Annotated in this window: 6 protein-coding genes and 1 pseudogene; 1 reads left to right on the forward strand and 6 read right to left on the reverse strand. The window is 67.8% G+C overall.

Features of this window, described 5'->3' with window-relative positions:
* The coding region (locus tag FVW20_RS05760) for an ATP-binding protein (RefSeq protein WP_196608679.1) at window positions 1-607 on the forward strand (607 nt) is incomplete at its 5' end.
* Here FVW20_RS05760 and FVW20_RS05765 read toward each other — a convergent pair.
* The 6 genes and pseudogenes from FVW20_RS05765 to FVW20_RS19655 form a co-directional block, all read right to left on the reverse strand.
* Window positions 604-2,628 carry a hybrid sensor histidine kinase/response regulator gene (locus FVW20_RS05765; protein WP_196608680.1) on the reverse strand — a complete coding sequence of 675 codons (2,025 nt, stop codon included), beginning with the start codon at window positions 2,626-2,628 and terminating at the stop codon, window positions 604-606. The genes FVW20_RS05760 and FVW20_RS05765 overlap by 4 nt on opposite strands.
* Before the next feature lie 292 nt (window positions 2,629-2,920).
* Window positions 2,921-3,316 carry a DVU0259 family response regulator domain-containing protein gene (gene divK / locus FVW20_RS05770; protein ID WP_196608683.1) on the reverse strand — a complete coding sequence of 132 codons (396 nt, stop codon included), beginning with the start codon at window positions 3,314-3,316 and terminating at the stop codon, window positions 2,921-2,923.
* A gap of 324 nt (window positions 3,317-3,640) precedes the next feature.
* Window positions 3,641-3,973, reverse strand: a pseudogene (locus FVW20_RS19650) (response regulator); the annotation flags it as partial.
* Between the two features lie 265 nt (window positions 3,974-4,238).
* Window positions 4,239-5,156 (reverse strand): universal stress protein, encoded by a 918-nt coding sequence (locus tag FVW20_RS05780; protein ID WP_196608681.1) that lies wholly within the window; start codon window positions 5,154-5,156, stop codon window positions 4,239-4,241.
* A 5-nt stretch (window positions 5,157-5,161) separates the two neighbouring features.
* Window positions 5,162-5,728 carry a hypothetical protein gene (locus FVW20_RS05785; protein ID WP_196608682.1) on the reverse strand — a complete coding sequence of 189 codons (567 nt, stop codon included), beginning with the start codon at window positions 5,726-5,728 and terminating at the stop codon, window positions 5,162-5,164.
* A gap of 73 nt (window positions 5,729-5,801) precedes the next feature.
* Window positions 5,802-5,961 (reverse strand): cytochrome c3 family protein (locus FVW20_RS19655; protein ID WP_307831382.1); only part of this gene is annotated, 160 nt, incomplete at its 5' end.

The raw sequence follows: 5,961 nt of genomic DNA on the forward strand, positions 1-5,961 counted from the left end.
CGACGTGGTCCGGCTGCTGGCCCCACGCGCGGCTGCGGCAGGGGTGGCGCTGGCGGTGCTGGCCGGGGCCGGGCCGGAACCGGTCATGCTGGATCCGGACGCGGTGCACCGCTGCCTGATGGATCTGGCGGTGAACGCCATCGAGGCGTTCGAGGATGATGGCGGGGCGGGTGAGTTGGCCAGTGTTTCAATCTGCGATGCGGCCCGGATGGATGGCAGCGGAGACGGTGTGGCTGAGGCTGCCCCGGGTGAATCCCGCCGGGTGGTCCTGCGCAGCCGCCGGGTGGCGTTGCCCGTGCCTGCCGACGCGGATGCGGCAGCAGGAGAGGCTGGCGTGACCGGCATCGAATACGTGGTGGAGGACAACGGCCCCGGTTTTCCGGAACAGGCCGGTCAGGGCAGACAGGGCAGTCAGGGCGGGCAGGGGCATGGGGGCGATGCAACCCCGGACGGCTTTGCCGCCTTTGTTTCCGCCAAGCCGGGCGGCAGCGGCGTGGGCCTCATGGCCACGCGCAAGCTGGCCCGCGAAATGGGCGGTGAACTGGAGCTTGGCCCCGCATTGCAGGGGCATGGCGTGCGCGCGGTGCTGCGGGTACGGGCAGGCTAGCCGCCGTTTTCCGTTCGTTCTTCCTCCGCCGCATCCCCCCGCCGTACCGCCTCCGGCAGGCGGCGCGGCAGCGATACGGTGAAGGTGCTGCCCTCGCCGGGTTCGGAGGCCACGGCAATGTGCCCGCCGTGCTGCCGCACCACCTGGCTGGCCACGAACAGGCCGATGCCCGTCCCGGCGGTGCCCTTGGACGAGAAGAACAGGGTGAACAGCTTTTCGCGGGTCTCGCGGTCCATGCCGGTGCCGTTGTCGATGATGGTGAAGGTCACCTCTTCCGCAGTGCCGCGCACCCGGAAGGTGACGGCGTGGTCCTGCTTGCGGGTGTCCGCCGCGCAGGCTTCCACCCCGTTTTCCAGCAGGTTCACCAGTGCGGACGACAGCGCCCCGGTGTCCGCCTCGAAGGTGCCGAGGTCGGTTGTCTCGCCGATTGCGCCCGTGTCCGCCCCTGCTGTCGCCGCTGTTGCCGATCCGGTCTCCGCGAAATCCCGCACAAAGTGCACCCCGCGTTCAGCGGCCTTGGCTTCCACAAGGGTGGCCGTTTCCTCGGCAAAGGCGCGGGTGACCACCACTTCCCAGTTCAGCTCGCGGTTCTTGGCGTAGTACAGAAGGTCCAGCACCATCTTGCGCAGCCGGTCCACCAGGTGGCGGATGTCCTGGTGGCTGTCCTGCACCCGCGCCGCGTCGCCGCGCGCAATGCCGCTTCCAAGGCGGTACACCCCGCCATCCAGCGCGGTGAGCAGCCCCTTGATGCCGTGCGCCGTGGAACCCAGCAGCAGCCCCAGTTGCGAAAGCCTGTCCTGCAGGCGGCGCAGTTCGGTGATGTCCGTGGACATTTCCATGACCTCGGCGATGGCGCCCTCCGCGTCGCGCAGGGGGGCCGTCCACACCAGCACGTTCACCTGCCGCCCGTCGCGCGCGGTGACCACGGTTTCCGCCTGATGGGGTCGCCCGTCGTCAAAGGTGCGTCCGGCGGGGCAGCCGGAACAGGGGGCCAGGCGATGGGCAAAGGCGTCATGGCAGCGGCGGCCCGTGGGGTCGCCGAAATCCTCGCGGTATCTGCGGTTGGCTTCCACCACGCCGAAGTCGCGGTCCATGACGGCCACGTAGCAGGGCGATTCGTCGAACAGTTGGCGGAACCGTTCGCGGGTCAGGCGCAGGTCTTCGCGCAGGCGGCGCACCTCGGAGATGTCCACCGAAAGCTCCAGCACCAGTTCCACCTCGCCGTCGTTGCCGTAGATGGGCGCGGTGTTCACGATGACCGGAATTTCCTGTCCGTTCCTGCCCAGCAGCACCTCGTTGGAGCGGAATCCCTCGCCCGTTTCCAGCACGCGCATCACCGGGCACAGCCGGTCGCCGGGGCCGCGCCCGGCGTAGGCCTCCCAACTGCGGCTGCCGATGCGGTGGCCCAGGCGTTCCTTGTACAACTGGTTGGTGGAGACGATCTCGAGGTCGGCGTTGTGCACGGCCACGAAGCAGGGCAGTTCGTTGAACAGCCCGCCGTCGTCAAGGGCGCTGCACAGCGAGCGGATGCCGCTGGCGATGCCGTCCATGACCTGCAACGCGGCCAGCTGGCGTTCCGCCTCCACCAGCCGGGCAGACTGGTCGCGCACCATATGCTCCAGGTTTTCGGTGTACCCGCGCAGGCGGCGGCGCATGGAAATGCGCTCCTCGGCGCGGCGCAGGGCCACCTCAAGCATGTCGTCGTTGACGGGTTTGGTGAGAAAGTCGGTGGCGTCGCGCTTCAGGCTCTGGATGGCGAGATCCATGTCGCCGTGGCCGGTCAGCATGATGACCTCCACCTCCGGGTCGGCGGCCTTCAGGCGTTCCAGCAGGTCCAGCCCGGACAGGCCGGGCATCTTGATGTCGGTGAGCACGATGTCGGGCTTGCGCTCGGCAAACCGGGCAAGGGCTTCTTCGCCGCTGGCGGCGGTGGTCACGTCGTAGCCCGCGTCGGCAAGCGAGATGCCGAGCACGGTGCGGATGCCTTCCTCGTCGTCCACCAGCAGGATCGATGCGCCCATGCGCGGCTCCTCGTGGTTCGGGGCGCACCGGATGCGGCTTTCGCGGGGTGGTGAATCCCGTGCCGTAACCGGCGCGGCCATCGGGGGATGGGGCGTGGAGGGCGGCGCGACAGGCATGCTGTCGGAGGCCGCCCCGATGTCCCATTGTCCCACGCGGAGCCCCGCACGGCAAGGGCGGGCCGCCGGAGAGGGTATTGTCCGGCCCGGTGCGGGGTGCCCTCTCTGGCGTCAGGCCCGCCGCCGTCCACAAGGCCGACGGGCGTCAGCCGCGCTATTGTCCGGTCACTCCACGCTACTGGTGGGTTGCCGGCGCCTCCGCCGCCAGTTCCCCGCGCTTTTCCAGCGTGTCGCGGATGATTTCCAGCAGGCGGTTGGGGTCGAAGGGCTTCTTCAGCGAAGCCACGGCGTTGCGGATGGCCAGGTGGATGCCCGAAAGCCCGCTGATGACGATGACCGGGGTGTCGCGGAAGGCGTCTTCCTTGGTCATCTTGCGGTAGAAGCGCGGGCCCCACTCGTTGGGCATTTCCAGGTCCAGCGTCACGAGGTCGGGCCGCTCGCGCTTCAGCACTTCCAGCGCCTCGCTGCCGTCCGAGGCAGAGCAGGTGGCGTACCCGTTGTCGGAAAGGATATCCACCATGTACTTCACGATGTAGGGGTCGTCGTCCACGACCAGTATCTTGTACGGCATGCGCTCATTCTCCTTGGCGTCGTGCGTGGCGGCGCGCGGTGACGCCGTTGCCTGCCCTGTCTTCCGGGATATTCCGTCCGGGGGCGACCCGGTTCCATCCTGTTCCGCCCGTTCGGGCTGACCTGCCATTTTTGCCGTTCCGTTTCCGGTTGCGTTCAGCGCCCTGTGGGCCAGTTCCAGCAGCCTGTCTGGCCGGGGGGGCTTTTCCACGTAGGCGAACGGTTCGTTCATTTCCGTGCTTCCGCCACCTTCCCGGCCTCCGTCCCTGCCACTGTCTGCGGCCTGGCACATGGACAGCCCGTGGGCAAAGGTGGCCCCGCCCACGCCGGACAACATGATCACCGGCACGGAACGCAGGGCGGGGTCGGCCTGCATGGCGCGGTACATGGGCAGGCCCCCGCCGCCCGGCATCATCACGTCCAGCACCACCAGGTCGGGGCGGCGCTTGCGGGCCGTTTCCAACCCTTCCGCGCCGTTGCGGGCGACCACGGCCTCGTGCCCGTCGGTTTCGAACAGGGCCTTCAGGAAGAACCGGAACGACAGGTCGTCGTCCACCACCAGCACCAGCGCCATGGGCCTACCCGCTCGGTTGTTTTTTAGAGGGGCTGTTTTCAAATGAGGATTTTCGTTCGTTGGCAAGGAAAACGAGCCCGCCATGGGGGAGTGCCTCCGCCGTTGGGTGAGCGTAGCGAACCTTACGGATGAGGACCGCAACGCGTACTCTTCTCGTATTCGACCGAGCCTTAGCCGTTGGGCGAGCGCATGGCGCGAGTCTGACGGATAAGGACAGCAAAGCCATGGCGGGCGAAGTTTGACCGCTCTGCGCTCGCTGCCCGTAAAGCTCGCAGACTCGCTTAACGGGCACGCTACGCGCCCTTCGGGTCGGCCAGCCAACGGGCGAAAGGACAATTTGAAACAGCCCCTAGGCCACGCGTTCCTCGTGGGTGACGCTGGCCACCGGGCAGGCGGAGCGCAGCACCACCTGTTCCACGGTGGAACCGATTTCCGCGTCCTCGGCGGGAACGTCCCTGGCGTGGTGGGCCATGACGATGAGGTCCGCCTTGCGGTCGCGGGCGTACTTCAGGATTTCCACATACGGCGTGCCTTCCCAGATTTCCACCTGGTAGTTGTCGTAGTCGGTCATCTTGCTCACGTACTTGTCCTGCATCTGCTTGCGCGCCCGCTCCAGTTGCCGCTCGATTTCGGCCTGGCTGGGGTACAGCCCCGAGCCGCCAAGGTCGCAGGCGTGGAACAGGTACAACTTGGCGCCCACCTCGCGCGCGGTCTTGTAGGCGAACTGGAAGGCCGCGTCGGCGGGCTTGGAGAAGTCGGTGCTGAACACGATGTTGGAGAACATGTGCCAGCAGGTGTTGCAGGGCCGGTTGACGATCAGCACCGGACACCGGGCGGACTTGGCCACCTTCTGCATGGTGTTGCCGATGATGGAGCGCACCCGCGAGGCGGCGGCGTCTTCATCGCGCCCGTGCGCGCCCATGACGATCAGGTCCACCCCTTCCTGCCGCGCAAAGCGCAGGATTTCGGTGTGCGGCACCCCCACGGCCAGTTGCAGCGCGGCGTTGGGCGGGCCGAATTCCTTGAACTGGGCCTCGTAGACGTGCTTCAGTTCCTCGGTGACCCATTCGCGGTAGTCCGCGTCGGCCACTTCTTCCTCGCCCGACTTCAGGTCGCGCACGTACTGGCCGAAACCGCGCGTGGGCACCCCCAGCACATGAAAGACGTACAGGCGCGCTTCATTGCGCCGCGCTAGTTCGAAGGCCACCTTGGCCGCGTTGTCACATGCCGGAGAGGCCGACGTTGCAAAGAGGATCTTACCGAACATGGCGTTTACCTCCGCAGGCTACAGTGTCTGGCGCCGCCCTGGAAGCCGAGCTCCCATGCGAGGCCCTCGATGACTTCGAACAGGCTGAAGGTGGTCTCGCAGTCGAGCACCCGCGTCCTGTCCCCGAAAACCACGTGTCGCAGGCCGCCCAGCGAGAGCGGCAGATCCAGTAGGGCATCGAGCGGGATGAATCTGATTTCGTGTTCCGTTTCGCCGTCTCGGCCGCAAGGGCTGTTTGCCCCCGGCGCCAGCGCCCGCAGCGAAAGGTAGATTTCCGCGCGCGGGCCGCCGGGGTAGCCGATGAGGTCCACCGTCTTGCGCAGGGCAAGGCCGGTCAGCCCATCGGCCCGGCAGCCTTCGATCGGGCAGCGGGCCGCCTCGGCCACTGCGGCAGGCAGGAACGGGCCAAGGCGTTGCAGTTCGGCATGCCGGGCCAGCAGGGCGAAGAACGAGCGCAGCGTGCAGCCCGCGTCCAGCACCGCCGCCAGCCGCAGGCAGGGCAGCGGGTCGGCGTGGTGGCTTCCGTCGGGGGCGCGAAGCGTTCCGTCGGGGGCAAGGTGCACGGTGTCCATATGTTCTCCGTCCTGTGTGACGCGGAATGCCGCAGGGTGCCGGTTACCGTTGCTGACGCTTCACCATCGCGTTTCAGGCCTTGGTGTGGCAGCCGCCGCAGGCCGTGGGGCCCTTGCCCTGTTCACGGTGGCAGCCCATGCACTGGCGGTGATAGGCGCGCTCCAGCGGCGTGCCCGAGCCGGCCTTGCCGACCCCGCCTCCCCCCCCGCCGTGGACGGCGTGGCAGTCGGCG

Source organism: Nitratidesulfovibrio oxamicus (genome assembly GCF_015731765.1).
Classification (GTDB): Bacteria; Desulfobacterota; Desulfovibrionia; order Desulfovibrionales; family Desulfovibrionaceae; genus Cupidesulfovibrio; species Cupidesulfovibrio oxamicus.

Excerpts from the sequence above, each read along its gene's own strand:
- FVW20_RS05765 (WP_196608680.1), bottom strand. The coding sequence starts at position 2,628 with ATGGGCGCATCGATCCTGCTGGTGGACGACGAGGAAGGCATCCGCACC.
- divK (WP_196608683.1), bottom strand. The coding sequence starts at position 3,316 with ATGCCGTACAAGATACTGGTCGTGGACGACGACCCCTACATCGTGAAG.
- FVW20_RS05780 (WP_196608681.1), bottom strand. The coding sequence starts at position 5,156 with ATGTTCGGTAAGATCCTCTTTGCAACGTCGGCCTCTCCGGCATGTGAC.
- FVW20_RS05785 (WP_196608682.1), bottom strand. The coding sequence starts at position 5,728 with ATGGACACCGTGCACCTTGCCCCCGACGGAACGCTTCGCGCCCCCGAC.